The sequence below is a fragment of the Pseudomonas sp. NPDC089407 genome, assembly GCF_044900445.1.
Lineage (GTDB): Bacteria > Pseudomonadota > Gammaproteobacteria > Pseudomonadales > Pseudomonadaceae > Aquipseudomonas.
This window is the reverse complement of sequence record NZ_JBJDNB010000003.1, coordinates 193,276-219,704: the sequence shown is the minus strand read 5'-3', so window position 1 is coordinate 219,704 and position 26,429 is coordinate 193,276. Positions and strand designations below refer to the sequence as shown.

The window sequence follows — 26,429 nt, the reverse complement described above, 5'->3', positions numbered from 1 at the left end:
GGGATCACGCATTAGCGGTCGTGGATGAGTTCGGTACTCCCGTTGAAGCGCTGGCGGTGACGCCCTTGATTTCAACCGCATGCAGGCCCTTTGGGCCCTGGATGATGTTGAAAGTCACGGGTTGTCCGGCTTTCAGCGTCTTGTAGCCGTCCATCTGGATCGCCGAATAGTGGGCGAACAGATCTTCGGTTCCGCCGTCTTCATTGATGAATCCATAGCCCTTGGCATTGTTGAACCACTTGACTTTACCGCTTGCCATCCCTATGTCCCTCTGCAAAGGACTCCATCACTGGAGTATCATCCACTTCATCCGCATACGAACCTTGCGAAAAAATCTGGTTGACTGCGCGGATCTTTATCGACCACGGTGGGTTCTTATTGGTTGTAACACCGTTTTGCCGATAGTCAAGGTCATGCAGCGGCTGCACCAATCGCCGTTTGCAGGGTCAACCCACAACCTTAACCTGTCGATGTGATGAAATTCTTTCCATGCATGCACACAGTCAGATTCGACTAACATTCAATCAGGATCGTCCTCAATCCAACGAGGACGATGGCTCCGGTCTGGCGGTTCAGGAAGCCAAGCCGATCCTGCAGGCGCCACCGATGTACAAGGTGGTTTTGTTCAACGATGACTACACGCCGATGGATTTCGTCGTCGAAGTGCTCGAGACGTTCTTCAGTCTGAACCGCGAGCTGGCGACCAAGATCATGCTGACCGTCCATACAGAAGGGCGGGCAGTGTGCGGATTGTTTACCCGTGACATCGCCGAAACAAAGGCTATGCAGGTCAACCAATACGCCAGGGAAAGCCAGCATCCGCTACTCTGTGAAATCGAGAAGGACGGTTAATCGCCGACCACTTGGGTATGAGGTGAAGCTATGTTAAACCGCGAGCTCGAAGTCACCCTCAATCTTGCCTTCAAGGAGGCCCGTTCGAAGCGTCATGAGTTCATGACCGTCGAACATCTGCTGCTGGCACTCCTTGACAATGAGGCTGCCGCGACCGTTCTGCGCGCCTGTGGCGCCAATCTCGACAAGCTCAAGCATGACCTGCAAGAGTTCATCGATTCCACCACGCCGCTGATTCCTGTCAACGACGAAGACCGTGAAACCCAGCCAACTCTGGGCTTCCAGCGCGTGCTGCAGCGTGCCGTGTTCCACGTGCAAAGCTCTGGCAAGCGCGAAGTCACCGGGGCCAATGTGCTGGTGGCGATCTTCAGCGAACAGGAAAGCCAGGCCGTGTTCCTGCTCAAGCAGCAGAGCGTGGCCCGCATCGACGTGGTCAACTACATCGCTCACGGTATCTCCAAGGTGCCTGGGCATGGTTCGCAGTCTGAAAGCGAACAGGACATGCAGGACGAAGAGGGGGGCGAAACCTCCTCTTCAAGCAACCCGCTGGACGCCTATGCCAGCAACCTGAACGAGCTGGCCCGTGCCGGCCGTATCGACCCGCTGGTCGGTCGCGAGCAGGAAGTGGAGCGCGTCGCGCAAATCCTCGCCCGTCGCCGCAAGAACAACCCGTTGCTGGTGGGTGAAGCGGGCGTGGGCAAGACCGCCATTGCCGAAGGCCTGGCCAAACGCATCGTCGACGGCCAGGTGCCTGACCTGTTGGCGCAAAGCGTGGTCTACTCGCTCGACCTCGGCGCGCTGCTGGCCGGGACCAAGTACCGCGGCGACTTCGAGAAGCGCTTCAAGGCGCTGCTCGGCGAGCTGCGCAAGCGCCCGCAGGCCATTCTGTTCATCGACGAGATCCACACCATCATCGGTGCCGGTGCGGCGTCGGGCGGGGTGATGGACGCCTCCAACCTGCTCAAGCCGCTGCTGTCGTCGGGTGAAATCCGTTGCATCGGCTCGACCACCTTCCAGGAGTTCCGTGGCATCTTCGAGAAAGACCGTGCCTTGGCACGGCGCTTCCAGAAGGTGGACGTCAGCGAGCCGTCGGTGGAAGACACTGTGGGCATCCTGCGCGGCCTGAAGGGGCGCTTCGAAAGCCACCACAACATCGAGTACAGCGACGAGGCCCTGCGCGCCGCCGCCGAACTCGCCTCGCGTTACATCAATGACCGGCACATGCCGGACAAGGCCATCGATGTGATCGACGAAGCTGGCGCCTACCAGCGCCTGCAACCGGAGGCCAACCGCGTCAAGCGTATCGACGTGCCGCAGGTCGAGGACATCGTTGCCAAGATCGCGCGGATACCGCCGAAGCACGTCAGCAGCTCCGACAAGGAACTGCTGCGCAACCTGGAGCGCGACCTGAAGCTGACCGTGTTCGGTCAGGACCAGGCCATCGACTCGCTGTCCACGGCCATCAAACTGTCGCGTGCCGGCCTCAAGGCGCCCGACAAGCCGGTCGGGTCGTTCCTGTTCGCCGGCCCGACCGGCGTCGGCAAGACCGAAGCGGCGCGGCAGCTGGCCAAGGCGCTGGGCGTGGAGCTGGTGCGTTTCGACATGTCCGAGTACATGGAGCGCCACACCGTGTCGCGCCTGATCGGTGCCCCGCCGGGTTATGTCGGTTTCGACCAGGGTGGCTTGCTGACCGAAGCGATCACCAAGCAACCGCACTGCGTGCTGCTGCTCGATGAAATCGAGAAGGCCCACCCGGAAGTCTTCAACCTGCTGCTGCAGGTGATGGACCACGGTACCCTGACCGACAACAACGGGCGCAAAGCTGACTTCCGTAACGTGATCCTGATCATGACCACCAACGCCGGGGCAGAAACCGCGGCGCGGGCCTCGATCGGCTTCACCCATCAGGACCACGCGTCCGATGCCATGGAAGTGATCCGCAAGAGCTTCACGCCGGAGTTCCGCAACCGCCTGGATACCATTATCCAGTTTGGCCGCCTGAGCACCGAAACCATCAAGAGCATCGTCGACAAGTTCCTTATCGAACTGCAGGCGCAGCTGGAAGATAAGCGGGTGCTGCTGGAAGTCAGTGATGACGCCCGCGGCTGGCTGGCGGCGTCGGGTTACGACGTGCAGATGGGGGCGCGGCCGATGGCGCGGCTGATCCAGGACAAGATCAAACGGCCGTTGGCCGAGGAGATCCTGTTTGGTGAGCTGGCCGAGCATGGCGGCGTGGTGCATGTCGACTTGCGCGATGGCGAACTGGTGTTCGACTTCGAGACTACTGCAGAGGTGGCGTAATATTGGGGCCGCTTTGCGGCCCATCGCCGGCAAGCCAGCTCCCACAGGGGGGTGTGAGCGCTGACTTGTGGGCGCTGGCTTGCCGGCGATGGGCTGCAAGGCAGCCTCCTATGATCTTGCAGGCACAAAAAAGCCCGGCACATGGCCGGGCTTTTTCATGGCTGGAGCTTAGCGCGCACGGTAAGTGATGCGGCCCTTGCTCAGGTCGTACGGCGTCAGCTCGACGCGGACCTTGTCGCCAGTGAGAATACGAATGTAGTTCTTGCGCATCTTTCCGGAGATATGCGCGGTTACGACGTGCCCGTTTTCCAACTCCACGCGGAACATGGTGTTGGGCAGGGTGTCGACGACAGTACCTTCCATTTCGAAGCTGTCTTCTTTCGACATGCAGTTGAGCCCTCGGTATCCAGTGTAGGCCCGACGCATAACCGCACCGGGCAAAAAAGTGGCGTGGATTATGCCCGAAAACTGTGTGTCAAGCCAATGCTTTCAGTTGAGGGTGACCCAGCGCTGGTTTATCAACAACTCGATAGGCCGATACTGGGTCTTGTAGTTCATTTTCTTGCAGTTCTTGATCCAGTAGCCCAGGTAAACCGCCTCCAGGTCCTGGCGCAGGGCTTCGGTGATCTGCCAGAGAATGGCAAAGCGGCCCAGGCTGCGGCGCTCTTCGTGGGGCTCGTAGAAGGTGTACACCGCCGACAGGCCGTTGGGCAGCAGGTCGCACACTGCCACCGCCAGCAGGCGGCCTTCCAGGCGAAACTCGTAGAACCAGCAGAATGGCAGGTCGCGCACCAGGAAGGTGGAAAACTGATCGCGGCTGGGCGGGTACATGTCACCGTCGGCGTGGCGCGTTTCGATATAGCGCCGGTACAGCTCGAAGTACTCCTCCTTGAACGCCGGGCGCGCAGCGGTCACGGTCAGGTCGGCGTTGCGCTTGAGAATGCGCCGCTGCTGGCGGTTGGGGATGAAGCGCGCAGCGGGGATGCGCGCCGGCACGCAGGCATTGCAGTTCTGGCAGTGCGGGCGATACAGGTGGTCGCCACTGCGGCGAAAGCCCATTTCCGACAGGTCGGCGTACACGTTCACGTCCATCGGCTGGCTGGGGTCGAGGAACAGTGTGGTCGCCTGCTCGTCAGGCAGGTAGCTGCAGGAGTGGGGTTGAGTGGCATAGAACTTCAACCGCGCCAACTCTGTCATGATCAACCCCCATCGGTGAGACTTTGTTTTAAGTGTAAGCCAGCTCTGGCAAACCGCCTAGGCAACCACCCATGTAGCGCTGTTAGGTTGGTCGAGGTGGCGGGCCAGGTAACCCGCGAACTCGGCGCGGCTGATCGCATGCGCGCCCAGGCTGTGCAGGTGGTTGGTCGGCATCTGGCAGTCGATCAGCACAAAACCGGCCTGGCGCAGGTGCTCGACCAGGGTCACGAAGCCGACCTTCGAGGCGTTGTCGGCACGGCTGAACATCGATTCGCCGAAGAACAGCTGGCCCATGGCTAGCCCATACAGGCCGCCGACCAGCTCGCCGTCCTGGCGGACTTCCACCGAGTGGGCGATACCGCGCCGGTGCAGTGCGCAGTAGGCGTTGCGCATGGTGTCGGTGATCCAGGTGCCGTCGGCGTAATCGCGTGGCGCCGCGCAGGCGGCGATCACCGCCGGGAAGTCGCTGTCGAAGCTGACCTGGTAGCGGCCCTGGCGCATCAGCTTGGCCAGCGAGCGTGACACGTGCAGTTGGCCAGGCAGCAGCACGGTGCGCGGGTCGGGTGACCACCACAGGATCGGCTGGCCGTCCTGGTACCACGGGAAGCAGCCATGGCGGTAGGCCTGCACCAGGCGCTCGGGGCTCAGGTCGCCGCCGGCGGCCAGCAGGCCGTTGGGATCGTGCAGGGCCTTTTCCAGGGGGGGGAAGGTCAGCGAGTCGCGGGTCAGCCAGGTGAGCATGGTCTATCGTGCGGTGGGGGAGGGGAGAGGTCAGCATGGCTTGCGCGCATGGCAGGGTCAATCGTTGTGGCTTCTTCGCGGGTAAACCCGCTCCCACAGGCAATCAAAATAGGCAATTTCCTACACATTCATGAAACCACAGGCACCATCCGCTACATTTGCGGTCACACCTGTGCAAAAACACAGCATAAGCCTTTGTCACAGAAGGCAATGCATGCTCAAATTGCAGTCATACGAAAGTCGCCTCCACTCAAGCGCCTTACGGCGTGCCGTCATGGCAGTGGGCGGGCAGTAATGTTAAAAGTAGTGGTTCATTGGCCGCACCGCCGGCCGATCACTATTGGACGCGCAGCACGCGCAGGAATAGACGCGTTTTGAAGAAATCCACCGCAACCCCAGCTCCCTTGCCCGTGCCCCTGTGGCGGCAGCAGCTGCACTATCGCCTCAAGGAAGGTGCGTTGATCGCAGTCGGCGCCCTGTGCCTGTACTTGTGGATGGCGCTGCTGACCTACGACACGTCCGACCCGGGCTTCAGCCACACCGCGACCGTCGACCAGGTGCAGAACGCCGCCGGGCGTGCCGGCGCCTACTTTGCCGACATCCTGTTCATGGTGCTGGGCTACTTCGCCTATATCTTCCCGCTGTTGCTGGCGGTGAAGACCTGGCAGATCTTCCGCCAGCGCCACCAGCCATGGGACTGGAGCGGCTGGCTGTTCTCCTGGCGGCTGATCGGCCTGGTGTTCCTGGTGCTGTCGGGCGCTGCGCTGGCGCATATCCACTTCCACCCCCCGGCCAGCCTGCCGTTCTCCGCCGGTGGCGCGCTGGGTGAAAGCCTGGGCGACCTGGCGCGCAACCTGCTGAACGTGCAGGGCAGCACCTTGATGTTCATTGCCTTGTTCCTGTTCGGCCTGACCGTGTTCACCGACCTGTCGTGGTTCAAGGTGATGGACCTGACCGGCAAGATTACCCTCGACCTGTTCGAACTGGTGCAGGGCGCGGCCAACCGCTGGTGGGAAGCCCGCAACGAGCGCAAGCGCCTCGAGGCACAGCTGCGCGAGGATGAGCCGGTGGTCAAGGCTGCACCCATGGCCGCCGAGAAGCGCGAGCCGGCCAAGCCGGCGTTGCGCGAGCGTATTTTCAAGCGTGAAGAGGCGCCGGCCCCGGTGGCTGAACCCCGTGAGCCAACCCTCGGCCGCGAGCCTGTGGTGCCGCCGCGCGAGCCAACCCTCGCCCGTGAACCGGTCGTGCCACGCGAAACAGCGGTGGCCCGTGTGCAGCCTGCTACCCCGATGATCGTGCCGCCGGTTGCCGACAAGGCGCCAGAGCCGAGCAAGCGGGTGATGAAAGAGAAACAGGCGCCGTTGTTCATCGACAGCGCCGTGGAAGGCACCTTGCCGTCGATTTCCATCCTCGACCCGGCCGAGCAGAAAAAGATCGAGTACTCGCCAGAGTCCCTGGCCGGTGTCGGCCAACTGCTGGAAATCAAGCTCAAGGAATTCGGTGTGGAAGTGACGGTGGACTCGATCCACCCGGGCCCGGTGATTACCCGTTACGAAATCCAGCCGGCCGCTGGCGTCAAGGTCAGCCGCATCGCCAACCTGGCCAAGGACCTGGCACGCTCCCTGGCGGTAACCAGCGTGCGCGTGGTCGAAGTCATCCCCGGCAAGACCACCGTGGGTATCGAGATCCCCAACGAGAACCGGCAGATGGTGCGGTTCTCCGAAGTGTTGTCGTCGCCGCAGTTCGATGAATCCAAGTCGCCCGTCGCCCTGGCCCTGGGCCACGATATCGGCGGCAAGCCGGTCATCACCGACCTGGCCAAGATGCCTCACCTGCTGGTGGCCGGTACCACCGGTTCCGGTAAGTCGGTAGGTGTCAACGCCATGATCTTGTCGATCCTGTTCAAGTCCGGCCCGGAAGACGCGCGGCTGATCATGATCGACCCGAAAATGCTCGAACTGTCGATCTACGAAGGCATCCCGCACTTGCTGTGCCCGGTGGTCACCGACATGAAGGACGCCGCCAACGCACTGCGCTGGAGCGTGGCCGAGATGGAGCGGCGCTACAAGCTGATGGCGGCCATGGGGGTGCGTAACCTGGCCGGCTTCAACCGCAAAATCAAGGATGCCGAAGAAGCCGGCGAGATCATTCACGACCCGCTGTACCGTCGCGAAAGCATGGATGATGAGCCGCCGGCGCTGAAAACCCTGCCGACCATCGTGGTGATTGTCGACGAATTTGCCGACATGATGATGATCGTCGGCAAGAAGGTCGAAGAGCTGATCGCCCGTATCGCGCAGAAGGCGCGGGCGGCCGGTATTCACCTGATCCTCGCCACCCAACGCCCGTCGGTAGACGTGATCACCGGCCTGATCAAGGCCAACATCCCGACCCGCATGGCCTTCCAGGTATCCAGCAAGATCGACTCACGGACCATCATCGATCAGGGTGGCGCCGAGCAGCTGCTGGGCCATGGCGACATGCTGTACATGCCGCCCGGCACCAGCCTGCCGATCCGCGTGCACGGCGCGTTCGTCTCCGACGACGAAGTGCACCGCACGGTTGAGGCGTGGAAGCTGCGCGGCGCCCCGGATTACAACGACGACATCCTCAACGGCGTCGAAGAGGCCGGCAGCGGCTTTGATGGCGGCGGCGGTGGTGGCGATGGTGACGATGCCGAAACCGACGCACTGTATGATGAAGCAGTGCAGTTCGTGCTTGAAAGCCGCCGTGCTTCCATTTCTGCCGTGCAACGCAAGCTGAAGATCGGCTACAACCGCGCTGCGCGGATGATCGAGTCGATGGAAATGGCCGGCGTTGTGACCCCGATGAACAGCAACGGCTCGCGGGAAGTGATTGCCCCGGGCGGCCCGCGCGACTGATGAACACCCTGCCGGGCGCCAACGGTGGCGCCCGGCCTTTTCAATGCTCAATGAGGATTCCCATGCGCGCGATTCGCATGCTGTTGGTTTCTGCCCTGACCCTGGGCTCGGTTACCGCTTATGCCGGTGAGCAAGACGTACAACGCCTGACCCAGTTGCTGGAAAAGTCGCAGACCATCGAGGCCAACTTCTCCCAGCTGACCTTGGGTGCCGACGGCACCAGCCTGCAGGAAACCTCGGGCAAGATGACCGTCAAGCGCCCGGGCCTGTTCTACTGGCACACCGATGCGCCACAGGAGCAGGTGGTAGTGTCGGACGGCAAGAACGTCACCCTGTGGGACCCGGACCTGGAACAGGCCACCATCAAGAAGCTCGACGTGCGCCTGAACCAGACCCCGGCGCTGCTGCTGTCCGGTGATGTGTCGAAGATCAGCCAGAGCTTCGACATTGCCTCGAAGGAGCAGGGCGAAGTAATGGACTTCACCCTCAAGCCGAAAACCAAGGACACCCTGTTCGACTCGCTGCGCGTGTCGTTCCGCAAAGGCCTGATCAATGACATGCAGCTGATCGACAGCGTCGGCCAGCGCACCAACATCCTGTTCAACGGCGTCAAGGCCAACCAGGCGGTGCCGGACAGCAAGTTCAAGTTCGACATCCCCAAGGGTGCGGACGTGATCAAGGAGTAACCAGAGCCCGTCATGGACCTGTTTCGAAGCGAACCCGTCGCCCAGCCCCTGGCCGCCCGCCTGCGCCCGTCCAACCTGGACGAATACGTCGGTCAGGAGCACCTGCTGGCGCGCGGCAAACCGCTGCGCGAGGCACTGGAGCAGGGTGCGCTGCATTCGATGATCTTCTGGGGCCCGCCCGGGGTGGGCAAGACCACCCTGGCGCGGCTGCTGGCGCAGTTCTGTGATGCGCACTTCGAAACCGTGTCGGCGGTGCTGGCCGGGGTCAAGGAGATTCGCCAGGCGGTCGAGGTGGCCAAGCAACAGGCTGGCCAGTATGGCCGCCGCACCATCCTGTTCGTCGATGAAGTACACCGCTTCAACAAGTCGCAGCAGGACGCCTTTTTGCCCTACGTGGAAGACGGCACGCTCCTGTTCATCGGCGCCACCACCGAAAACCCGTCCTTCGAGCTGAACAACGCGCTGCTGTCGCGGGCACGGGTGTACGTACTCAAGAGCCTCGACGAGCCTGCGCTGCGCAAGCTGGTCAACCGCGCGCTCAGCGAAGAGCGTGGCCTGGGCAAGCGCAACCTGCGGGTCGGCGATGAAGCCTTCAAGATGCTGATGGCCGCCGCCGACGGTGACGGCCGGCGCATGCTCAACTTCCTCGAAAACGCCTCGGACCTGGCCGAAGACGGCAGCGAGATCGACGTCGAGATGCTGCAAAGCCTGCTCGGCGACAGCCGCCGCCGTTTCGACAAGGGCGGTGAGGCGTTCTACGACCAGATTTCCGCGCTGCACAAGTCGGTGCGCGGCTCCAATCCCGATGGCGCCTTGTACTGGTTCGCGCGCATGCTCGATGGCGGCTGCGACCCGCTGTACATAGCCCGGCGTGTGGTGCGCATGGCCAGCGAAGACATCGGCAACGCCGACCCGCGCGCGCTCAGCCTGTGCCTGGCGGCGTGGGATGTGCAGGAGCGCCTGGGTAGCCCCGAGGGCGAGCTGGCGGTGGCCCAGGCCATCACCTACCTGGCCTGCGCGCCGAAGAGCAACGCGGTGTACATGGGGTTCAAGACCGCCCTGCGCGAAGCCGCCGAGCATGGCTCGCTGGAAGTGCCGCTGCATCTGCGCAATGCGCCGACCAAACTGATGAAACAACTGGGCTACGGCGACGAGTACCGCTATGCCCACGACGAACCCGACGCCTATGCCGCCGGTGAAGACTATTTCCCCGATCAGCTTGAGCCGCGCCAGTACTACCAGCCGGTGCCGCGAGGCCTGGAACTGAAGATTGGCGAGAAGCTGCGCCACCTGGCCGAGCTCGACCGCAACAGCCCCCGCCAGCGGAGAAAACCGTGATTGCATTGATTGCCGCCGTCAGCGCTGGCGGTATCGCCGGCACCTTGTTGCGCTTTGCGACCGCCAACTGGGTCGCGGCGCACTGGCCACGGCACTTCTATGCCGGTACGCTGGCGGTCAACCTGGTTGGCTGCCTGCTGATCGGCCTGCTCTATGGCCTGTTCTTGCACAAGCCTCTGGCGCCCGTCGAGTTGCGCGCCGGCCTGATTGTCGGCTTCCTTGGCGGCCTGACAACCTTTTCCTCCTTCTCGCTCGATACCGTGCGCCTGATGGAAAGCGGGCAAGTGCCCCTGGCCTTGGGCTATACCAGTATCAGCGTGGTGGGCGGGCTGCTTGCAACCTGGGCCGGCCTGTCCCTGACCCGATTCTGAACCAACACCAACACATAACGAGAGAACGATATGCTCGATTCCAAACTGTTACGCGGCCAACTTCAGGAAGTGGCGGAACGCCTGGCCTCCCGTGGCTTCAGCCTGGATGTCGCGCGCATCGAATCACTGGAAGAGCGCCGCAAGGCGGTGCAGACCCGCACCGAACAACTGCAGGCCGAGCGTAATGCCCGTTCCAAGTCCATCGGCCAGGCCAAGGCCAAGGGCGAAGACATCGCGCCGCTGATGGCCGACGTCGAGCGCATGGCTAACGAACTGGCTGCCGGCAAGGCCGAACTGGACGAGATCCAGGCCGAGCTGGACGGCATCCTGCTGACCATCCCCAACCTGCCGGACGCCAGCGTACCGGTCGGTGCCAGCGAAGACGACAACGTCGAAGTGCGCCGCTGGGGTACGCCTAAAGCGTTCGACTTTGACATCAAGGACCACGTTGCCCTTGGCGAAGTCAGCGGTGGCCTGGATTTCGAAGCCGCGGCCAAGCTGTCTGGCGCGCGCTTTGCCGTGCTGCGTGGGCCGATCGCCCGCCTGCACCGCGCCCTGGCGCAGTTCATGATCAACCTGCACACCGGCGAGCACGGCTACGAGGAGCACTACACCCCGTACCTGGTGCAGGCCCCGGCCCTGCAGGGCACCGGCCAGTTGCCGAAGTTCGAGGAGGACCTGTTCAAGATCACCCGCGAAGGCGAGGCTGACTTCTACCTGATCCCGACTGCCGAAGTGTCGCTGACCAACCTGGTGGCCGGGGAAATCCTCGATGCCAAGCAGTTGCCGCTGAAACTGGTTGCCCACACCCCGTGCTTCCGCAGCGAAGCCGGTGCTTCTGGCCGTGACACCCGCGGCATGATCCGCCAGCACCAGTTCGACAAGGTCGAGATGGTGCAGGTGGTCGAGCCGGCCAAGTCGATGGAAGCCCTGGAAGGCCTGACCGCCAACGCCGAGCGCGTGCTGCAGCTGCTGGAGCTGCCGTACCGCGTACTGGCCCTGTGCACTGGCGACATGGGCTTTGGCGCGGTGAAAACCTACGACCTGGAAGTGTGGGTGCCGAGCCAGGACAAGTACCGCGAGATCAGCTCGTGCTCCAACTGCGGCGACTTCCAGGCGCGCCGCATGCAGGCCCGCTGGCGCAACCCGGAAACCGGCAAGCCAGAGCTGGTACACACCCTGAACGGCTCCGGCCTGGCGGTAGGCCGTACCCTGGTTGCCGTGCTGGAGAACTACCAGCAGGCCGACGGTTCGATCCGGGTGCCAGAAGTGCTGAAGCCGTACATGGGCGGCGTCGAGGTCATCCGCTAAATGGATTACCTGCCGCTGTTCCACAAGCTCCAGGGCGGCCGCGTGCTGGTCGTCGGCGGCGGTGAGATCGCCCTGCGCAAGGCGCGCCTGCTGGCCGATGCCGGCGGCCTGCTGCGCGTGGTGGCGCCGGACGTTGACGGCCAGTTGGCCGCCTTGGCCAGGGAAGGTGGCGGTGAGGTGCTGGTGCGTGGCTATCAGGCCGCCGACCTGGTCGGTTGCCGGCTGGTGATCGCGGCGACCGACGACCCTGGGCTGAACGCCCAGGTGTCGGCCGATGCGCAGGCGCTCAGCCTGCCGGTCAACGTGGTGGATGCGCCGGCCTTGTGCACGGTGATCTTCCCGGCGATCGTCGACCGTTCACCGTTGGTGATTGCGGTGTCCAGCGGCGGCGACGCCCCGGTCCTGGCGCGCTTGATTCGCGCCAAGCTGGAAGCCTGGATCCCGTCCGCCTACGGCGAGCTGGCCGGGCTGGCAGCGCGCTTTCGGCACAAGGTGAAAACCTTGTACCCGGACGTCAACCAGCGCCGCGGCTTCTGGGAAACCGTGTTCCAGGGGCCGATTGCCGAGCGCCAACTGGCCGGGCAGGGCGCCGAAGCCGAACGCCTGTTGCAGGCGATGGTCGACGGCGCGCCGGTGCAGCAGGGGGGTGAGGTGTATCTGGTAGGTGCGGGGCCGGGCGATCCGGACTTGCTGACCTTCCGTGCCTTGCGCCTGATGCAGCAGGCCGATGTGGTGCTGTACGACCGCCTGGTGGCGCCGACGATCATCGACATGTGCCGGCGTGATGCCGAACGCATCTACGTAGGCAAGCGCCGCGCTGACCATGCCGTGCCGCAGGACCAGATCAACCGCCTGCTGGTCGACCTCGCTCAGCAAGGCAAGCGCGTGCTGCGCCTGAAGGGCGGTGACCCGTTCATCTTCGGCCGGGGTGGCGAAGAGATCGAAGAGCTGGCCGAGCATGGCATTCCGTTCCAGGTGGTGCCGGGCATTACCGCGGCCAGTGGCTGTTCCGCCTATGGCGGGATTCCGCTGACCCACCGCGATTATGCGCAGTCGGTTCGCTTCGTCACCGGCCACCTGAAGGATGGCACCAGCAACCTGCCGTGGAATGACCTGGTGGCGCCGGCGCAGACGTTGGTGTTCTACATGGGGTTGGTGGGTTTGCCGACCATTTGTGCCGAGCTGATTCGCTATGGGCGCGCAGCCAGTACTCCGGCGGCCTTGGTGCAGCAGGGTACTACGCGTAACCAGCGGGTGTTCACCGGTACCCTGGCGGATTTGCCAGAGCTGGTGGCCCAGCATGAAGTGCATGCGCCAACCCTGGTGATTGTCGGGGAAGTGGTGCAACTGCGCGACAAGCTGGCCTGGTTTGAAGGTTCGCAGAACAGCTGAAATCGTTGGGGGCCGCTTTGCGGCCCTTTCCGACCGGTCCGGCGCCCCGGCAAGGCCGCTCCTACATAGAGATCGCGCTTGCCGAGGTATTGCGCGGTCCCTTGTAGGAGCGGCCTTGTGTCGCGATGGGCTGCAAAGCAGCCCCAACGATCTCAACCCTGCCAAATCCCCTTACCCACCAACCGCTCCCGATCATGCGGCTGGTTGAAGTCCTGCAAAGGTCCCTTAGGCACGATCCCATTCGGGTTGATGGTCTTATGGCTCATGTAATAGTGCTTCTGGATATGCTCCATCTCCACAGTCCCCGCCACCCCCGGCCACTGATACAGCTCACGCAACCAGTTCGACAGGTTGTGGTAATCGCTCAGGCGCCGCAGGTTGCACTTGAAGTGCCCGTGATACACCGCATCGAAGCGCACCAAGGTGGTGAACAGGCGCACATCGGCCTCGGTCAGGTATTCACCCGCCAGGTAGCGATTACGGCCTAGCAAGTCTTCCAGATAATCCAGCTCGTTGAACACTTCATCGAACGCTGCTTCATAAGCGTCTTGCGTGGTAGCAAAGCCCGCCCGGTACACGCCGTTGTTCACCGCCGGATAAATACGCTCGTTCAGCGCTTCGATGGTCGGGCGCAGCGGCTCTGGGTAAAGGTCAAGCGTATTGCCGGTCAGCTCGTTGAACGCGCTGTTGAAGATGCGGATGATCTCCGACGACTCATTATTGACGATGCGCTTCTCTTTCTTGTCCCACAGCACCGGTACAGTCACGCGGCCGGTGTAGTGCGGGTCGTCCTGGGTGTAGCGCTGGTGCAGGAACTGCAGGCCATCGAGGTGATCGCCGCTGGAGCCTTGCTGCGGGTCGAAGGTCCAGCCATGGTCCTGCATCAGCCAGCTGACCACCGATACATCGATCAACGGTTCCAGGCCTTTGAGGGCGCGCAAGATAAGGGTGCGGTGGGCCCATGGACAGGCCAGCGACACATACAGGTGGTAGCGGCCGGCTTCAGGTGCGGGCAACTGGTTGCGGCGCTGGGCGTTTTCGCGTTTGAACGTGCCGTCCTTGCCGTTTTCATACCACTGGTCATGCCAGCGGCCGTCGATCAAAAGGCCCATGGTGAGCTCCAGAAACAAAGTTGTTTGTCGTTGGAGCCCAGTCTAGGCCAAATCGTTCGAACAAATAGCGCAAAGATCGGGGTGGTATGATCGGTTAAACCGATTGGTTTCGGGTATTCCAATAGCCTTGCGCGGTCGCGAACGCCTGCTCACGGTCCTGCCCCAGGCCGCGCAGCGCCAACGCCATGGTGGCAAACAAGGCCTTCTCGCCGTAGCTGTCTTCCACTTCGCCACGCCAGAACGCCAGCAAGTGCTCGGGTTGCAGGCTAGGCGGTTTGACATGGCGGCGTTCGCTCAGCGCCGGCCATTCCTCATCCCATGCTTCCCCTGCGGTGGTGCCGTAGAGGTGGCTGATGACATCCGGGTTGACCTCGATCTCGCCGCCATCGCCCTTGATCACCACGGCATGGTCGCCGAGCAGGCGGCTGGCCTCGCGGTGTACTGCCTGGTAACCCGGGTGGAAGATGCTCTGCAGGCCACAGCGCGCGCCCAGCGGGTTGAGCACCCGGGCCAGCGAGTGGATCGGTGAGCGCAGGCCCAAGGTGTTGCGCAGGTCGATCATGCGCTGCAGTTGCGGCGCCCAGTCGTGCAGCGGGAAGAACGCCAAGTGCTGCTGGTCCAGCGCATTGCCGACCGCAGCCCAGTCGCGGCATAGCGGGATCTGCAACAGGTCGAGCAACTGCTCGGTGTACAGGCGCCCGGCCGTGTGTGCGCCGCCGCCGTGCATCAGGATGCGCACGCCATTGCCAGCCAGGCACTTGGCGGCAAGCAGGTACCAGGGCAGGTGGCGCTTCTTGCCGGCGTAGGTTGGCCAGTCGAGGTCCACGGCAATGCGCGGCGCCTGCAGGTGGGTGCGCAGGGCCTCGGTGAAGCCTGCCAGCTCTTCGGCGCTTTCTTCCTTGTGCCGCAGCAACATCAGGAAGGCACCGAGCTGGGTGTCCTCGACCTTGCCTTCCAGCAGCAAGGTCATGGCTGCGCGCGCTTCTTCGCGGGTCAGGCCACGCGCGCCGCGCTTGCCTTTGCCAAGAATGCGCACGAATTCGGCGAACGGGTGTTCGGCCGGGGTTTCCAGGGTAAGCGGGCGAGCTTCATTCAAGGGTGGCTGGGTCATATGCAATTGGTCGGCTTGGGCAGGCCCGCCAGCTTAGCGGCAAGTTTGGCGGGGGTGCCATTGAACAGGCGGTTCAGGTGCGGGCTGTTGCCCTTGTCCGGGCCCAGCTTCAGGGCGGTGTACTTGATCAGCGGGCGGGTGGCCGGGGACAGCTGGTACTCCTGGTAGAACTGGCGCAGCAGTTCGAGGATTTCCCAGTGGTCCGCCGTCAGCGCTAAGCCCTCGCGCTCGGCCAGGGCCTCGGCGGCGGCGTGGGACCAGTCTTCTAGGTCGACCAGAAAGCCGTCCTTGTCCAGGGCGATCGCCTGATCGTCAACGGTGAGGGTATTCATAGCCAGCTGTTAACCTTGTCGTAATGCAGCGACAGCTCAACGAACCCGGCGTAGTCCACGGCCTTGGCCAGGTCGTTGCCGACCGCGCGGGCTTGCAGGTCTTCGTCCAGGGCGAACAGGCGCTGGGCCAGGCTGGCGGCTTGCAGTTGGCGGTACGCTTCGCTGCCGCTGCGCAGGGCGTACACCGCATCACCACACAGCAGCAGGGCGTCATCCGCGCCAAGCAAGCGCAGGCAGCTGGCCAGGCGCTCGTCGCCGAACGGGGAGTGGGCAATTACGTGCAGGGTCGTCATCAGAGCGTTACCACCTGGTCGAAACGGGCGATCAGTGCGGTCAGTGCCGCGTCATCCAGCACTTGAACCGGCAACGCCAGGCTGTCGGCGGCCAGGCCACGGCGGAAAAGGCTGTGGTTGCAGGCGAACAGTTCCTCGACGCCGAACATCGGCAGCGCCTGCAGGTTGGCGGCCAAATTCTTCTGTTGCACGGCGCTAGGTTGCTGGTCTGGGGCGAGCTGGAACACCCCATCGTCGAGGAACAGCATGCCCAGCGGCAGGTCGAACGCGCCGCCGGCCAGGGCGATGTCCAGCGCTTCGCGGGCCGATGGGCCGTTCCACGGCGCCTGACGGCTGATGATCAATAAGGATTTGGCCATTTCAGTCGCCTCCAAAGCAGACAAGGCGATCGGCCACTTGCGCGGCCTCATGCAGTTGCCCCAGGCCGGACAGCTCCCACGGCTTGGGCAGGTTTACGGCGGGGCGCTGGTAACGGTTGGCCTCGGCCTCATCGAGCACGCCACGGCGCAGGGCGGCAGCGATGCACACCACGGCGTCCAGCTGGTGGGTCTCGATAAAGGCACGCCACTGCGCGGCCACGTCCACTTCATCCTGGGGCGCGACCACATTGGCCGAGGCACTGTGCACCCCGTCCTGATAGAAAAACAGCCGGGCAATCTCATGCCCGCCGGCCAGCACCGCCTCGGCATAGCGCAAGGCGCGTCGCGAGGAGGGCGCATGGGCCGGGGAGAACACCGCGATAGCGAATTTCATGGGTCACTCATGCAAAGGAATACCGCCATGATAAAGCAAAAAAGCCCGCGCCCGCTTGTGCATGCGGGCGCGGGCTTCTATTGAGCTGTCAAGCTGGCGCGGTCCCTTGTAGGAGCGGCCTTGTGTCGCGATCGGGGCGCGTAGCGGCCCCAGGTTTTCAGCTTCGCAGCAGCAATTGCCGGGGCCGCCTTGCGGCCTAATCGCGACACAAGGCCGCTCCTACAGGGATAGCGCAATGCCTGAAGTTCACACGGTCGGTGTAGGAGCTGGCTTGCCTGCGATGGGCCGCATAGCGGCCCCATGTCCCTACCAGAAGAAAATAGCCCTCAAGCCTGCGCCTTACCCTCCGGCAAGAACCAGTTCAGCACCAGCGCACAAATCCCCCCGGTAGCCACCCCCGACTCCAGCACATTGCGAATCGCCGCCGGCATATGCGCCAGGAACTCCGGCACCTGCGCCACCCCCAGGCCCAAGGCCAGGGAAACAGAGATAATCAGCAAAGCCCGACGATCCAGCCGAGTACTGGCCAGAATATTGATCCCCGAAGCCGCAACCGCGCCAAACATGACCATGGCCGCACCACCCAGCACCGGCTCCGGCACCGCCTGAATCACCCCGGCAACACTCGGGAACAGCCCCAGCAGCACCAGCATCACGGCAATCCACATACCAATGTGTCGGCTGGCGATACCGGTCAGCTGAATCACCCCGTTGTTCTGCGCAAAGATCGAGCTCGGGAAGGTGTTGAACAAGCCCGCCAACAGTGAGTTGGCGCCGTTGACCAGCACGCCACCCTTGATCCGCTGCATCCACACCGGGCCTTCGACGGGCTGGCGCGACACCTTGCTGGTGGCGGTCACGTCACCAATGGCTTCCAGCGACGTCACCAGGTAGATCACCAGCATCGGAATGAACAGCGCCCACGAGAAGCTCAGGCCGAAGTGCAGCGGCGTCGGCACCTGGAACAGCGCGGCTTCATGCATGCCGGTGAAGTCCAGGCGGCCCATGTAACCCGCCAGCGCATAGCCGACCGCCAAGGCAATGACGATGGCACAGCTGCGCATCCACACCACCGGAATACGGTTGAGGATCACGATAATAGCCAGCACCACACCCGACAACAGCAGGTTGTCGCCATTGGCGAAGGTGCCATTGGCCATGGCGCCAAAACCGCCACCCATGCTGATCAGGCCAACCTTGATCAGGGTCAGGCCGATCATCAGCACAACGATGCCGGTCACCAGCGGGGTGATCAGGCGTTTGACGAAGGGCAGGATGCGCGACACGCCCATTTCGACGAACGAGCCGGCGATCACCACACCAAAGATGGCCGCCATCACGCCCTCAACCGGCGTGCCTTGCTTGACCATCAGCGCACCGCCGGCAATCAGCGGCCCGACAAAGTTGAAGCTGGTGCCCTGCACAATCAGCAGCCCGGCGCCAAACGGCCCGAAGCGTTTGCATTGCACAAAGGTGGCGATGCCCGAGATCACCAGCGACATGGAAACGATCAGGTTGGTGTCCCGTGCCGAAACGCCCAGCGCCTGGCAGATCAGCAGGCCAGGGGTAACGATTGGCACAATGATCGCCAGCAGGTGCTGCAGGGCAGCCAGCAGGCCGATCAACAGCCGAGGCTTGTCCTCAAGGCCAAGCACCAATTCATTGGCAGGCGCCGCCGCGCCTGGGCTGTGTTCGTGTGAGCTCATTGCTGAAAGCTGCCCCGGTAGAAAAAGGAGCGCATTCTACGGGGTGATGGCAGATAGGGGTAGAGAAAAGCACGATAGCGGCACGATCGACGACCATTTGCCTTATTTTTTGACTTTTAAGTCAGTGTTTAGGGGTGTGGTTGTCAAGGGGGCTGACAGGTGCCTGGCTAGGGTTTTGAGGTGGGGCGGAAATCGAGCGCCGCCCGCGCGGCGCATCGCGGGCGGCGCTCGGTCTCACAGGCGCTGCCCCCCTCAAGGCGAACACCCCGCAACTCCACCCCATTTCCAACACCCACAAAAAAGCCCGCCGAAGCGGGCTTTCTCACATACCAGTCAATCAGTCATCACGACCCATGATGCCAAACAGCTGCAGCAAGCTGACAAACAGGTTGTAGATCGACACATACAGGCTGATGGTCGCCATGATGTAGTTGCGCTCGCCACCATGAATGATCGCGCTGGTCTGGAACAGGATGCACACCGACGAGAACAGCACGAAGCCCGCGCTGATCGCCAGTTGCAGGCCGCTGATCTGGAAGAAGAAGCTGGCCACGACCGCACCCAGCAGAACAAAGAAGCCAGCAGTGATGAAGCCACTGAGGAAGCTCATGTCCTTTCGGGTAATCAGTACGTAAGCCGACAGACCACCAAACACCAGCGCCGTCATGGCAAACGCCGAGCTGACCACTTCAGCGCCACCGGCCATACCCAGGTAACGGTTGAGGATCGGGCCGAGGATGAAGCCCATAAAGCCGGTGAGGGCAAAGGTAGACACCAGGCCCCAGGCCGAATCACGCAGTTTGTTGGTAAGGAAGAACAGCCCGTAGAAGCCGATCAGCACCACGAACACGTTCGGGTAGCCAACGCGCATCTGCTGGGCAACGAAGGCCATGACACCGCTGAAGGCGAGGGTAAGTGCCAGCAGGCTGTACGTGTTGCGCAGGACCTTGCTGATCTCCTGCTGCTCGACCTGCTGGCCGTGGTGTACGGCGTAATCCTGTTCGCGCATGGCGACACTCCTTGGGTAAACCTGTGGTTTCGAACGTTCAGATGCTAGGAGTCTATCAGAGCTCCTGCAACCCGCGACACAGAGAGTTTGACAGCGTGTTTCATTACGGTATGATGGCGGCCGCAAAACAAGCTGGAAGCGTGGCCGAGTGGTTTAAGGCAACGGTCTTGAAAACCGTCGATGGGCAACTATCCTAGAGTTCGAATCTCTACGCTTCCGCCATATTTATAACGAAAAAGCCCGTCCTAGACGGGTTTTTTCGTTTTTGAGGTACACCAGTCCCCCTTCTGTTCGTCTATTTTTAGGTCGGCTTTCTGTGGTGCTGTGCGGACAGTGGTACACATGCTGACCTAAAGCCCCAAGCCCACCTGACTTGAGATTAAGCAGCAGGGGAAGGGCAAGATCGGCACGGTACGGCTAAGCCTGATGGTTCATTAGGCAGCTACCGAGCATTCCTTGCCTGGTAGCTGACTTAGTGGTGTGGCGTGTTGTGAGGCCAGCTTTCCCAAAGCTCCCACCCCCACGCAGCGTGAGCCGTTGGCGGTGTGATCACTATTTTTCAGTTATCTGCCTTTTAAGCAGTTGCATCTGCTGGCGATAGTCCGTTGTGACTTGGCGTGCCTGCTCAGGGTTGTTTACCACCTTGGGGGTGATCAGCACGATCAGCTCGGTACGGTCGCGGCTCTTGGAGCTACTGCCAAACAGCCAGCCCAGCCCGGGAATGCGCGACAGCCCTGGCACGCGGGTGTCCGATTGGGTGTTGTCCTGTTTGATCAGGCCGCCAAGCAGCACCGTCTGGCCGCTTTGCACCGCCACCTGGGTCGATACCGCGCGGCTGGAGATACGTGGGTTGGGCTGGGTGGTGGTGACTGCGCTGTCATCGGCGTCGCTGACCTGCTGCTGGATGTCCATGTACACCAGACCACCGGGGTTGATGCGCGGCACCACGTCGAGAATGACCCCGGTCTGCACGTATTCCACGCTGCTCAGGGTGGTGTCGGAGTTGCTGGTGTTGACGGTGGTCTGGCTGATAGGGATGTTGTCGCCGACCTGGATTTGCGCCTGCTGGTTGTTCAGTACCACCAGCGAAGGCGCCGACAGCACCTGGGTCAGGCCGCGGGTTTCCAGGGCGCGCAAGGCGACCTGCAGGTTGTTGCTGACGAACGAGTAGAACATCGAGCTGCTGCCCAGCGCCACGCCACCGGCGCCCAAGGCCCCTTGGCTGCCGCTTTCGTTGGCCACGGTGGTGCTGGAGGAGTTGCCTGCCAGGCGGCCCAGGTACCACTGCACGCCTTGGTCGAGGTCACCGGTGAGCTTGACTTCGAGAATGCGGGTTTCGATCTGCACCTGCAGCGGTGGGCTGTCGAGGCGTTTGATCGCGGCTTCGATCTCCTTCCATTGCGCCGGACGGGTACGCACCAACAACTGGTTGCTACTTTTTTGCGCAGTGATGCGCACGGATTCTTCCAGGCTCTTGGCATTGCCTTCGCCCGCTTCGTTGGACGCGCTGCCCGTTTCGCCCTCGCTGCCTTGTTCTGAAGGCTCGTCGTAGGCTTCGCTCTGCTCATCCTCGGTCTGGTCCGCCCGTGCGGTCATGCCGCTGCTGTTCAGGCCTTGGCTGCCGGTGCCGTTCAGTGAGGTCAGGCTGGTGGTCTTCAGCCCCGGTGCTACCTTGGCCGGCGTGTCGTCGCTGACCTTGCCCGAGCCGTAGATCTGGCGCAGGTAGCGCGCCAAGTCGGCAGCCTTTATGTTGCGTACGTCATAGACGAACAGCTGCGGCTCATTGCCGCCGCCTTCGTCGATGGTGCGGATCCAGTCGCCAACCTCCTGCAGGTATTGTGGCTGCGACGAGATGGCGACGATAGAGTTGGTGCGCTCATTGGGCATGAACTTGACCATATCCGACAATGGCATGCCGCTGTCCGGGCCGAACAGCTTTTGCAATTGCGGCATCAGCTCGGCCACCGAGGCGCGCTGCAGGCCGTACACACCGATCGACATGCCCTTGAGCCAGTCGACGTCGAAGGTGTCGATGGTGTCCTGGTAGTTGGCCAGCTCCTCCGGGGTGCCGGCCAGGCTGATGACGTTGCGCGCGGGGTCCACCAGCAGGAAGGCATTGTCACGCACGAACGGTTGCAGCAACTTCTGCATTTCGCTGGCGCCGATATAGCGCAGGTTGTACAGGCGCGCAGCCAGGCCGCCGGGGGGCTGCGCCACGGCGATTTCCGGGACCAACTTGCCGGCGACGGCCTTGTCCGCAGGGAGGATCACGTACCGATCGCCCTGGCGGATCATGGCGTTGTCGGTCCAGGACAGCAGGGTTTCCAGAATCGATAGGGCCTGCTTCTTGTTCACCGGTTTGGAGGTGGAGAAGCTGACGCTACCTTTTACGCCCTGGCTGATGCTGTAGTTCTCATGCAACAGGTCGCCCATCACGCTGTTGATCACCGCCTCGATCGGCTGGTCGGTGAAGTTGAAGACGATATCACCCTGTTCGCTGGCGGCAGGGGCTGCCGGCCGGCTGGCAGTGCGGGTGAAGCGCTGGTTGCCCTGGATGATTTGCCGAGTAGGCGCGGCGCTCGCCGCTGGCGCACGCGGCGTATCGTCCGGTTGGCTCGCTGGGGCGGGGGCACCGGCACCGTCGAGGGCTTGCTCCAGCAGCGCCGGGTCACCGTGCAGGTCTTGCCGGGGCAGGGCGCAGCCGGCGAGTGTGACGGCGACACCCAGGCTCAACAAGGGCGCCCGCAGTGCAAGGAGGGGGAAACGAGGGGAAAGCGGCATGGTCATGGTGTCGTCGCAGGCGGAAGAGTGATGGCGGGAGCGGTGGAGGGCGGTGGCAGGCGCAGCAACGGCATGCTGAGCGTGTGGCTTTGCCCGGCGCGGGTGAAGGTGGCGCTGGTGGCGCCGAGCTGGCTCAGGGTCCAGCCACTGGCCAGGGTGCTGCCCAGGGTAACCTTGGTCGCCGGCTGGCGGCCTTCGCGCAGGTAGGCGAAGCGGTTTTCGCCGTCGAGCAACACGCCACTCAGGGTCATCCTGGCCAGGGCCGGAGCCTCTCCCAGAGGGCTTTGGGCATCGGGCTGGCGGCCTGGGCTGAACAGCGGGTGATGCCACACGGCTGCCAGCTGTGCCTTGGCGGGCTCGACCAGGTGCACGGGCGGCTTGGCAGCTGCGTTGCTCGCGTGTGCTTGCGGTTCCAGCCAGTGCGGCTGGGCGGGCGTTGCGAACAGCCAGGCAGCGCCAGCCAGCAGCGTGACGTTGGCAGTCAGCAGAGCCAGGCGCAGGGTCTGTGCCTTCATGGCCGGCCTCCTTGACCGGTTGCCTGCAGGTAACCGCGAATCAGCAGGTGCACTTCCAGGCGCCCGGCCGGGCCTTGTGCTGGGGCGGAGCTGCCGCGGCGGATGCTCAGCTGGTCGATAAACAGGCTCGGCTGGCCGTATTCCAAGGCGTGCAGCAGCGCGGTCAGCGGTTCGATGGCGCAGGCCAAGGTCAGGCTGACCTTGACCGGCCGATACGGCTCGGCCAGGGTCTCATCGCTTTCGGCAGGGGCAATCGGCATGCGCTGGGTCACCTCGCAGCCGGCGCCGGTCGAGGCTTGGCGGCGTACCTGCTCCACGGCGTACTGCATGAGGTCGGCCGCCACGGCATTGGGGTCGTCACCTGGTAGCAGGCTGCTGCGTTGCGCTGGGTCGTTACGGGCCTGCTTGAGGCGCGCTTCCAGCTGCGGCTGCTGAAGCATCAGGCTGGCATAGCGGCGTTGCTGTTCACGCAGGGTCTGCGCCTGCTCGTCGAGGTCGCGCAGCGGGGCCAGCAACAGGCTGTCGACGAACAGGTACCAGCCGGCCCCGAGCAGCACGCCGAGCACGCCCAGCGCGATGATCTTGCGTTCCCTAGGGTTGAGCGGGCGCATGAGGCACCTCCCGCTTGAGCTGGGCGCTGATCGAAAATCGCTCCTGACCGGTAGCCTTGTCTGGCAGGATCACACCCTGAAACTGGGCTTGCTCCAGGGTCTCACAGGCTTTGAGCTGGGCGATCATGGCGCTGCTGCGCGCGCTCTGCCCGGAGAACGTCACCTCGCCGGCCTCATGGACCTCCAGCTGCTCGACCCAGGTGTCATCGCCCAGGCAGGCGCTGAGGTCTGCCAGCAGCGCCGTCACGGTGGGCTGGGCGGCCTTGCGATTGGCCAGGTACGTGGCGGCGCCGACGCTGCTGTCGAGGGCCTGGCGCAGTTGTTCGATGTGCTGTACGGCCTGGCGCTGGCTGGCGACCTCCTGCTGCATGGCCGTCACCAGCCCTTGGCGCTGGTCGATGAATACGCCGGCCAAGAGCAAGCAGCAGGCCGCCAGACCCAGGCATAAGCCTTGATCGAGGCGGGACGGGCGGGCCAGACCGGTATCGCTGCCGGCCGGCAGCAGGTCTAGGCTCAGGCGCTGGCCATCGCTGCCCTGAACGTCGATGGCCAGCAGCGGCAGGCTGCGTTCACGGCACGCCGCGAGCAGGGCTTCAAGGCGCTGGCGGGCGATGGCCACCAGCTCGACCTCGGCGTTCGGTGGCTGCTGGCGCAACACGCGGGCGACGAAGTGCACCTGCTCGGCGGTATAAGGGGTGTACTTGTCAATCTCGTAGCTCAACACTTCCCGTAGGTTGCGGGTGGCGGCCAGCGGCAGGCTGATGCGCTGCGCCAGCACTTGCCGGGGATCGAGCACGAGCACGGCGGGATAGCCAGGTTGAAGGTCGGCTGGCAACGGCCAGCCCACCTGCTGCGGCGCAGCGCGCTGGCCGAGGCGTTCGGCCACGGCGGCCGGCAACAGCCCGGTCAGCTCCGTGCGCCAGGCTAGCAGCCAGCGCCTGGCGAGGCTCTGCTGCCAACCTGCGGCGCAGGCGTGCCGGTAGCCGGCGAGCGCTGCCGTGCAGCGATTCGCCAGAGGCGTCATTCCTGCCACCGCAATACGCGATAGGGTTTGCCGCCGGCGTAACCCGGCAGCAGGACGAAGGTGGCCTGTACATGCGCGGCAAAGCCGCCCGCCAGGGTCGCCTCGCTGAAGACGTTGAGGATTTGCCCGGCGTCGGCGACCTGGCCGTTGCCTGGGCGCAGGCCGAGCGCGTGGGCCAGTTGCGGCACGACCAGGCTTGGATCGGGCTCGGCCGTGCCGGACCACACGGTTATCGACGGCAGCGCGCGCTGGTACAGCGCATAGTCCATGCCGGGCAGTTGGCGAAATTCTTCGAGCATTCGCAGGGGTACCTTGTTGCGCCTCGTCCTTAAAGCGTGGGTGATGGTTTTGGCCCGCCCGCTGCTGGCACCACTGGCACGTAGCAGCCGTTCAAGCGATGCGACCGGGGCCGCGTTGAGGTCGAGCTTGCCGCGTTCGCTGCTCACCCTGATGCGCAGAATGCTGCCGGCGAAGTGCTCGACATGCAGCAGGCCATCGGGCCGCCAGCGCTGGGTATCGCGGCTTAGCAGGTTGGTCACGGCAAGCTCCAGGCCCGCCTGGGCGGCCAGCGCGGCCTGGGCCTGCTGGCCTTGCCAGTGGGCCCGGCGCTGTTGCAATTGCACGGCCACGGCCAGGCTACCGAGCAGCACGCTCAGCAGCCCGATCACCCACAACGCCAGCAGCAGCGCGGCACCGCGCTGGCGCTTCACGGCCGCCCTCCGTCGCCGGACAGGTCCAGCACCAGGTTCACCTGCAAGGTGGGCCAGGCCTGCTGGCCGCCGTACAGGCGCAGGTCGACCCGTACCGCTCGCGGCACCCGCTCAGGCCAGGGCCATTGCGCCAGCCAGCCAGTCGCCTTGCCCAGCGGGGTGTAGCCGCGGTACTGCAAGCTCAGCGCTTCGACGCCATCCAGCAGCCGCTGTGGCTCGCCCCAGGCTTGCAACTGACGGCCATCGAGCTTGGCCATTTGCATTTCCAGATGCTGGCCGCGCACCCGCAGGCGCTGGCGATACAGCCCGCCGCCTACCGAGCTTGGCAGGGGCGCATAAAACAGCACGCTGTCAGCGGCGCCTTCGAAGGCGCTGGTGTGCTGGCCTTCGGCCGTGCGCCCGGTCAGCGGCAGCACCTGGCTCAAGGACTGGCGCAAAAAGCGCTGTGCAGCGCGGCGTTCGTCCAGGTTGTCGCTGTAGCGCTGGGCCTTGGCCACGGCACGGGTCGAGGCCACCAGGGCGCTGCCGACCAGGCCCAGCAACAGGCCCAGCAAGGTGATCACCACCAGTATCTCCAGCAGCGTGAAGCCGGCCTGGCGCTTCATTGTCCGGTCCCTGAGGTGCGGGCGCGCAAGGTACTGTAGTGCGAGGCGTGACGGCCTTCACCCAGTGTCAGGTCGAGCCGGTACAGGAGGACGCGCCCTGGCGCTGCTGTGGCCTGGCTCACCTGCAGTGTCCACGGCAGGCCTTGCCAGCGACCCTGCTGCTGACCGGGTTCGAGCGTGCCTAGGTCGAAGTCGTCGATCAGCGAGCGTGCGGCACTGTTGTGTCGGTCGGCACGCGCCACCTGTTGCAGCGAGCGCCCGCTCTGGGCAAAGGCGCCGAGCAGGATCGATGCGGCGATCACCAGCAGGGCGATGGCGGCAAGCATTTCCAGCAGGGTGAAGCCATGCTGGCGTTTCATGGCAGTGCCTTCAGCGTGACGCGGCCTGTCAGCCAGCCGATATCGATGCGCCAGTGCCGCTTGCCACGGGCAATCTGGATGTTGCCGCCGCTGGCTGCGCCATCAGGGTAGAACTCGAATGCGGCGTCCAGGCCTTCGGCAGTGTTCAGGCGTACGGTGAAATCTTCAGGCCAGCGTGCGGGTGCATGCCCGGCCATCAAGACCTGGCGCTGCGGCAGGTCGAAGCGGGCACGCACCGGCAGGCCACTGCCGATGGCCTGCATGCGTGCACTGCGCAGGGCGCTGACCATGTTCGAAAGCGCACTCCGTTCTTGGGCGCTGTGCAGGCCGCGGCCGACGCCGACCACTAAAATTGATGTGGCCACGCTCACCAGCACGATCACCAGCAACAGTTCTAACAGCGTAAAACCACGCTGGTGGCGCCGCAGCGTGCCCAT

The 26,429-nt window shown here is 63.6% G+C and carries 28 protein-coding genes and 1 tRNA gene; 9 read left to right on the top strand and 20 right to left on the bottom strand.

Going from position 1 to position 26,429, the window contains the following annotated elements:
- Positions 1-4 precede the first annotated feature (4 nt).
- Entirely contained in the window at positions 5-259 is a 255-nt protein-coding gene (gene cspD / locus ACI2KG_RS04290) for a cold shock domain-containing protein CspD (RefSeq protein ID WP_133979070.1), read from the bottom strand.
- Positions 260-489: 230 nt separating this feature from the next.
- On the opposite strand from cspD, the gene clpS reads away from it, so the two are divergent.
- Both clpS and clpA read left to right on the top strand, forming a co-directional pair.
- Positions 490-852, top strand: coding sequence for an ATP-dependent Clp protease adapter ClpS (gene clpS / locus ACI2KG_RS04285; RefSeq protein WP_009683116.1), 363 nt, complete (start codon positions 490-492; stop codon positions 850-852).
- 30 nt (positions 853-882) lie between these two features.
- The gene (clpA, locus tag ACI2KG_RS04280) at positions 883-3,153 is read left to right on the top strand and encodes an ATP-dependent Clp protease ATP-binding subunit ClpA (RefSeq protein ID WP_404660915.1); all 2,271 of its coding nucleotides are present in this window, start codon (positions 883-885) and stop codon (positions 3,151-3,153) included.
- 168 nt (positions 3,154-3,321) lie between these two features.
- Here clpA and infA read toward each other — a convergent pair whose 3' ends face one another.
- The 3 genes from infA to aat all read right to left on the bottom strand — a co-directional run bounded on the left by infA (position 3,322) and on the right by aat (position 5,091).
- Entirely contained in the window at positions 3,322-3,540 is a 219-nt protein-coding gene (gene infA / locus ACI2KG_RS04275; RefSeq protein ID WP_002553999.1) for a translation initiation factor IF-1, read from the bottom strand.
- Between the two features lie 102 nt (positions 3,541-3,642).
- On the bottom strand, positions 3,643-4,350 hold the full coding sequence (locus tag ACI2KG_RS04270) for an arginyltransferase (RefSeq protein WP_404660914.1): 708 nt from the start codon (positions 4,348-4,350) through the stop codon (positions 3,643-3,645).
- A 57-nt stretch (positions 4,351-4,407) separates the two neighbouring features.
- Complete coding sequence (gene aat, locus ACI2KG_RS04265; protein WP_404660913.1) at positions 4,408-5,091, bottom strand: leucyl/phenylalanyl-tRNA--protein transferase; 684 nt, start codon at positions 5,089-5,091, stop codon at positions 4,408-4,410.
- Positions 5,092-5,405: 314 nt separating this feature from the next.
- Between aat and ACI2KG_RS04260 the strand changes: the two genes are divergently transcribed.
- The 6 genes from ACI2KG_RS04260 (at position 5,406) to cysG (ending at position 13,071) form a co-directional block, all read left to right on the top strand.
- Entirely contained in the window at positions 5,406-7,973 is a 2,568-nt protein-coding gene (locus ACI2KG_RS04260) for a DNA translocase FtsK 4TM domain-containing protein (protein WP_404660912.1), read from the top strand.
- A gap of 62 nt (positions 7,974-8,035) precedes the next feature.
- Complete coding sequence (gene lolA, locus ACI2KG_RS04255; protein WP_003251209.1) at positions 8,036-8,659, top strand: outer membrane lipoprotein chaperone LolA; 624 nt, start codon at positions 8,036-8,038, stop codon at positions 8,657-8,659.
- Positions 8,660-8,671: 12 nt separating this feature from the next.
- Positions 8,672-9,997: a replication-associated recombination protein A gene (locus ACI2KG_RS04250; protein ID WP_201204176.1), complete on the top strand. Its 1,326-nt coding sequence runs from the start codon at positions 8,672-8,674 to the stop codon at positions 9,995-9,997.
- Positions 9,994-10,368 (top strand): fluoride efflux transporter CrcB, encoded by a 375-nt coding sequence (gene crcB / locus ACI2KG_RS04245; RefSeq protein ID WP_016711494.1) that lies wholly within the window; start codon positions 9,994-9,996, stop codon positions 10,366-10,368. Before ACI2KG_RS04250 ends, crcB begins: the two co-directional genes overlap by 4 nt.
- Before the next feature lie 30 nt (positions 10,369-10,398).
- Positions 10,399-11,679 (top strand): serine--tRNA ligase, encoded by a 1,281-nt coding sequence (serS, locus tag ACI2KG_RS04240; protein WP_404660911.1) that lies wholly within the window; start codon positions 10,399-10,401, stop codon positions 11,677-11,679.
- Positions 11,680-13,071: a siroheme synthase CysG gene (cysG, locus tag ACI2KG_RS04235; protein WP_404660910.1), complete on the top strand. Its 1,392-nt coding sequence runs from the start codon at positions 11,680-11,682 to the stop codon at positions 13,069-13,071.
- Positions 13,072-13,223: 152 nt separating this feature from the next.
- On the opposite strand, the gene ACI2KG_RS04230 is transcribed toward cysG, so the two are convergent.
- The 8 genes from ACI2KG_RS04230 to ACI2KG_RS04195 all read right to left on the bottom strand — a co-directional run bounded on the left by ACI2KG_RS04230 (position 13,224) and on the right by ACI2KG_RS04195 (position 19,387).
- Positions 13,224-14,183 (bottom strand): glutathione S-transferase family protein, encoded by a 960-nt coding sequence (locus tag ACI2KG_RS04230; protein WP_404660909.1) that lies wholly within the window; start codon positions 14,181-14,183, stop codon positions 13,224-13,226.
- Positions 14,184-14,277: 94 nt separating this feature from the next.
- Positions 14,278-15,279, bottom strand: a complete 1,002-nt coding sequence (locus ACI2KG_RS04225) for a glycosyl transferase family protein (protein ID WP_404660959.1) — start codon at positions 15,277-15,279, stop codon at positions 14,278-14,280.
- A gap of 11 nt (positions 15,280-15,290) precedes the next feature.
- Complete coding sequence (locus tag ACI2KG_RS04220; protein ID WP_404660908.1) at positions 15,291-15,626, bottom strand: TusE/DsrC/DsvC family sulfur relay protein; 336 nt, start codon at positions 15,624-15,626, stop codon at positions 15,291-15,293.
- Positions 15,623-15,919, bottom strand: coding sequence for a sulfurtransferase complex subunit TusB (gene tusB, locus ACI2KG_RS04215; protein WP_201204185.1), 297 nt, complete (start codon positions 15,917-15,919; stop codon positions 15,623-15,625). The genes ACI2KG_RS04220 and tusB overlap by 4 nt, the downstream gene beginning before the upstream one ends.
- Positions 15,919-16,278 (bottom strand): sulfurtransferase complex subunit TusC, encoded by a 360-nt coding sequence (tusC, locus tag ACI2KG_RS04210; RefSeq protein ID WP_404660907.1) that lies wholly within the window; start codon positions 16,276-16,278, stop codon positions 15,919-15,921. Before tusC ends, tusB begins: the two co-directional genes overlap by 1 nt.
- Position 16,279: 1 nt before the next feature.
- The gene (gene tusD, locus ACI2KG_RS04205; protein WP_110676046.1) at positions 16,280-16,672 is read right to left on the bottom strand and encodes a sulfurtransferase complex subunit TusD; all 393 of its coding nucleotides are present in this window, start codon (positions 16,670-16,672) and stop codon (positions 16,280-16,282) included.
- A 326-nt stretch (positions 16,673-16,998) separates the two neighbouring features.
- Positions 16,999-18,378 (bottom strand): nucleobase:cation symporter-2 family protein, encoded by a 1,380-nt coding sequence (locus ACI2KG_RS04200; RefSeq protein ID WP_404660906.1) that lies wholly within the window; start codon positions 18,376-18,378, stop codon positions 16,999-17,001.
- Positions 18,379-18,715: 337 nt separating this feature from the next.
- Complete coding sequence (locus tag ACI2KG_RS04195; protein ID WP_003251184.1) at positions 18,716-19,387, bottom strand: Bax inhibitor-1/YccA family protein; 672 nt, start codon at positions 19,385-19,387, stop codon at positions 18,716-18,718.
- Between the two features lie 134 nt (positions 19,388-19,521).
- Here ACI2KG_RS04195 and ACI2KG_RS04190 point away from each other — a divergent pair.
- Positions 19,522-19,609: transfer RNA gene (locus tag ACI2KG_RS04190), tRNA-Ser, on the top strand.
- A 330-nt stretch (positions 19,610-19,939) separates the two neighbouring features.
- Here ACI2KG_RS04190 and gspD read toward each other — a convergent pair.
- From gspD to ACI2KG_RS04150, 8 genes are read right to left on the bottom strand one after another with little or no spacing between them, the layout of a single operon-like run.
- Positions 19,940-22,168, bottom strand: a complete 2,229-nt coding sequence (gspD, locus tag ACI2KG_RS04185) for a type II secretion system secretin GspD (protein ID WP_404660905.1) — start codon at positions 22,166-22,168, stop codon at positions 19,940-19,942.
- Between the two features lie 2 nt (positions 22,169-22,170).
- Positions 22,171-22,683 (bottom strand): hypothetical protein, encoded by a 513-nt coding sequence (locus ACI2KG_RS04180; protein WP_404660904.1) that lies wholly within the window; start codon positions 22,681-22,683, stop codon positions 22,171-22,173.
- On the bottom strand, positions 22,680-23,294 hold the full coding sequence (gspM, locus tag ACI2KG_RS04175) for a type II secretion system protein GspM (protein WP_404660903.1): 615 nt from the start codon (positions 23,292-23,294) through the stop codon (positions 22,680-22,682). Before gspM ends, ACI2KG_RS04180 begins: the two co-directional genes overlap by 4 nt.
- On the bottom strand, positions 23,275-24,318 hold the full coding sequence (locus ACI2KG_RS04170) for a PilN domain-containing protein (protein ID WP_404660902.1): 1,044 nt from the start codon (positions 24,316-24,318) through the stop codon (positions 23,275-23,277). The genes gspM and ACI2KG_RS04170 overlap by 20 nt, the downstream gene beginning before the upstream one ends.
- Positions 24,315-25,028 carry a type II secretion system minor pseudopilin GspK gene (locus ACI2KG_RS04165; protein ID WP_404660901.1) on the bottom strand — a complete coding sequence of 238 codons (714 nt, stop codon included), beginning with the start codon at positions 25,026-25,028 and terminating at the stop codon, positions 24,315-24,317. The genes ACI2KG_RS04170 and ACI2KG_RS04165 overlap by 4 nt, the downstream gene beginning before the upstream one ends.
- Positions 25,025-25,633 (bottom strand): type II secretion system protein GspJ, encoded by a 609-nt coding sequence (locus ACI2KG_RS04160; RefSeq protein WP_404660900.1) that lies wholly within the window; start codon positions 25,631-25,633, stop codon positions 25,025-25,027. Before ACI2KG_RS04160 ends, ACI2KG_RS04165 begins: the two co-directional genes overlap by 4 nt.
- Positions 25,630-25,992 (bottom strand): prepilin-type N-terminal cleavage/methylation domain-containing protein, encoded by a 363-nt coding sequence (locus ACI2KG_RS04155; protein ID WP_404660899.1) that lies wholly within the window; start codon positions 25,990-25,992, stop codon positions 25,630-25,632. The genes ACI2KG_RS04160 and ACI2KG_RS04155 overlap by 4 nt, the downstream gene beginning before the upstream one ends.
- Positions 25,989-26,429 (bottom strand): Tfp pilus assembly protein FimT/FimU, encoded by a 441-nt coding sequence (locus ACI2KG_RS04150; protein ID WP_404660898.1) that lies wholly within the window; start codon positions 26,427-26,429, stop codon positions 25,989-25,991. The genes ACI2KG_RS04155 and ACI2KG_RS04150 overlap by 4 nt, the downstream gene beginning before the upstream one ends.

Bases quoted from the DNA above. Each gene is read 5' to 3' on its own strand.
- cspD (WP_133979070.1), bottom strand. From the start codon at position 259: ATGGCAAGCGGTAAAGTCAAGTGGTTCAACAATGCCAAGGGCTATGGA.
- clpS (WP_009683116.1), top strand. From the start codon at position 490: ATGCATGCACACAGTCAGATTCGACTAACATTCAATCAGGATCGTCCT.
- clpA (WP_404660915.1), top strand. From the start codon at position 883: ATGTTAAACCGCGAGCTCGAAGTCACCCTCAATCTTGCCTTCAAGGAG.
- infA (WP_002553999.1), bottom strand. From the start codon at position 3,540: ATGTCGAAAGAAGACAGCTTCGAAATGGAAGGTACTGTCGTCGACACC.
- ACI2KG_RS04270 (WP_404660914.1), bottom strand. From the start codon at position 4,350: ATGACAGAGTTGGCGCGGTTGAAGTTCTATGCCACTCAACCCCACTCC.
- aat (WP_404660913.1), bottom strand. From the start codon at position 5,091: ATGCTCACCTGGCTGACCCGCGACTCGCTGACCTTCCCCCCCCTGGAA.
- lolA (WP_003251209.1), top strand. From the start codon at position 8,036: ATGCGCGCGATTCGCATGCTGTTGGTTTCTGCCCTGACCCTGGGCTCG.
- ACI2KG_RS04250 (WP_201204176.1), top strand. From the start codon at position 8,672: ATGGACCTGTTTCGAAGCGAACCCGTCGCCCAGCCCCTGGCCGCCCGC.
- serS (WP_404660911.1), top strand. From the start codon at position 10,399: ATGCTCGATTCCAAACTGTTACGCGGCCAACTTCAGGAAGTGGCGGAA.
- cysG (WP_404660910.1), top strand. From the start codon at position 11,680: ATGGATTACCTGCCGCTGTTCCACAAGCTCCAGGGCGGCCGCGTGCTG.
- ACI2KG_RS04230 (WP_404660909.1), bottom strand. From the start codon at position 14,183: ATGGGCCTTTTGATCGACGGCCGCTGGCATGACCAGTGGTATGAAAAC.
- ACI2KG_RS04220 (WP_404660908.1), bottom strand. From the start codon at position 15,626: ATGAATACCCTCACCGTTGACGATCAGGCGATCGCCCTGGACAAGGAC.
- tusB (WP_201204185.1), bottom strand. From the start codon at position 15,919: ATGACGACCCTGCACGTAATTGCCCACTCCCCGTTCGGCGACGAGCGC.
- tusC (WP_404660907.1), bottom strand. From the start codon at position 16,278: ATGGCCAAATCCTTATTGATCATCAGCCGTCAGGCGCCGTGGAACGGC.
- tusD (WP_110676046.1), bottom strand. From the start codon at position 16,672: ATGAAATTCGCTATCGCGGTGTTCTCCCCGGCCCATGCGCCCTCCTCG.
- ACI2KG_RS04200 (WP_404660906.1), bottom strand. From the start codon at position 18,378: ATGAGCTCACACGAACACAGCCCAGGCGCGGCGGCGCCTGCCAATGAA.
- ACI2KG_RS04195 (WP_003251184.1), bottom strand. From the start codon at position 19,387: ATGCGCGAACAGGATTACGCCGTACACCACGGCCAGCAGGTCGAGCAG.
- gspD (WP_404660905.1), bottom strand. From the start codon at position 22,168: ATGCCGCTTTCCCCTCGTTTCCCCCTCCTTGCACTGCGGGCGCCCTTG.
- ACI2KG_RS04180 (WP_404660904.1), bottom strand. From the start codon at position 22,683: ATGAAGGCACAGACCCTGCGCCTGGCTCTGCTGACTGCCAACGTCACG.
- gspM (WP_404660903.1), bottom strand. From the start codon at position 23,294: ATGCGCCCGCTCAACCCTAGGGAACGCAAGATCATCGCGCTGGGCGTG.
- ACI2KG_RS04170 (WP_404660902.1), bottom strand. From the start codon at position 24,318: ATGACGCCTCTGGCGAATCGCTGCACGGCAGCGCTCGCCGGCTACCGG.
- ACI2KG_RS04160 (WP_404660900.1), bottom strand. From the start codon at position 25,633: ATGAAGCGCCAGGCCGGCTTCACGCTGCTGGAGATACTGGTGGTGATC.
- ACI2KG_RS04155 (WP_404660899.1), bottom strand. From the start codon at position 25,992: ATGAAACGCCAGCATGGCTTCACCCTGCTGGAAATGCTTGCCGCCATC.
- ACI2KG_RS04150 (WP_404660898.1), bottom strand. From the start codon at position 26,429: ATGGGCACGCTGCGGCGCCACCAGCGTGGTTTTACGCTGTTAGAACTG.